Below are 1,492 nucleotides of genomic sequence, written 5' to 3' on the forward strand. Positions count from 1 at the left end.
TGAAGTGAGACCCAATAGTTAGACCACATACCGACTAGAAAATCTGGTCGGTATTTTTATTATGCTGTTATTCGTTCTCGATACTGAACTGGGCTACAGCCAAGCCTCGTCTTAATTCGACGATGGTTGTAGTAATCAATCCAATCCTCAATTGCTTTTTTTAAGCTTTCAAGACTGGTATATTCAACACCATGATACATTTCTTGCTTTAATAAACCGAAGAAGTTTTCTATCAGTGAGTTGTCCAAACAGTTTCCCTTTCGGGACATGCTTTGAAAAATATTCTTATTTGATAATGGTTTTCTATATTGCTTCAACTGGTAAGCCCAACCTTGGTCAGAGTGGAATGTCCGACGATATGGACAATCTGCGGTGTAGTCAATCGCTTCTTTTTGAGCCTCAAGAATGGCCTTTAACGTTGGTGTCTCTGAAATTCGGTAAGACAAAATTTCCCCATTAAACATATCAAGGAACGGGTTAAGGTACAGTTTTTTGATTACGATTCCCTTCGTATTGTCCCTTTCGTAATACTTAAATTCAGAGGTATCTGTAGTGATTTTTTGATGTGGAACCGATGTATAAAAACGGCGATGAATACGATTTTTCGCCACTTGTCCAACCGTTCCTTTGTAAGAACAGTACTTACGAGATTTTCGTGTGAACTTCGCGCATTTCAGTCCAAGCTTACACATCAATCGGCGGATTTTCTTTTGGTTCACTTTTAGTCCACGCTCATTCAAGACAATTTGAATCCGACGATAGCCATAATTGCCATTGTTTTCTTCGAAAATTTCTGTAATCATTTTTTCTAATGCGGCGTCTGGATTTTCACGGTCAAAGCGCTGTTGCCAATACATATACGTTGCTTTAGGAAATTTCGTCGCTTCAAGGAGAATCCCTAATCGGAACTCTTTTCGGAGTTCGTGGATGATTCGTGCGTCTCGTTCTTGAGTCGATCCGGGATAGTCATCCCTAAAGCTCGGAGCTTTTTTATGAAGGCCAGTTCTGCACGAAGCAGTTCATTCTCTCGTTCCAGTTCCTGCTCGCGCGTCAATGGTTTCTTTGGTGTTTTCATCTTCTTTTTCTTTGTCATAGACGGTCTTCCTTTCGGTTTTGGTGAAAGACCTTCCATGCCTTCGCGTAGAAATACTTGATGCCAGTGCTGGAGTAGGTCTCCAGATGGCAATCCATAGTTCAACGCAACATCAAGGTAAGAGTCACCACTAGTCAAATAATAGTGTATGACATCTTGCTTGAATTGAGAAGAATAAGTTTGTTTGCCTTTCCTTCGATTTAGAGCGCTGAAGCCAAGTCGTTCAACAGTTTTTACCCATTTTTTTACAGTTGAATCTGCTGGAATATGAAAGCGACGAGCCAAGATTCCATAGCCACCTTCACCATTCTGATAAGCTTCGACGACGATTCTTTTAAACTCATAATCATATTTGACCACTAAAAAAACCCCTTAAGTTAGATTTTTGGGTCTAACTTA

1 protein-coding gene is annotated in these 1,492 nt (G+C 40.2%); it reads right to left on the reverse strand.

The features are described from left to right. Positions 1-59 precede the first annotated feature (59 nt). A protein-coding gene (locus tag RV17_RS13180) for an IS3 family transposase (RefSeq protein ID WP_095803321.1) occupies positions 60-1,453 on the reverse strand; the annotation gives its coding sequence in 2 pieces (ribosomal slippage) (positions 60-913 and positions 913-1,453; 1,395 coding nt in all). Between the last annotated feature and the right edge of the window lie 39 nt (positions 1,454-1,492).

Source organism: Enterococcus thailandicus (assembly GCF_001886265.1).
GTDB lineage: Bacteria > Bacillota > Bacilli > Lactobacillales > Enterococcaceae > Enterococcus_B > Enterococcus_B thailandicus.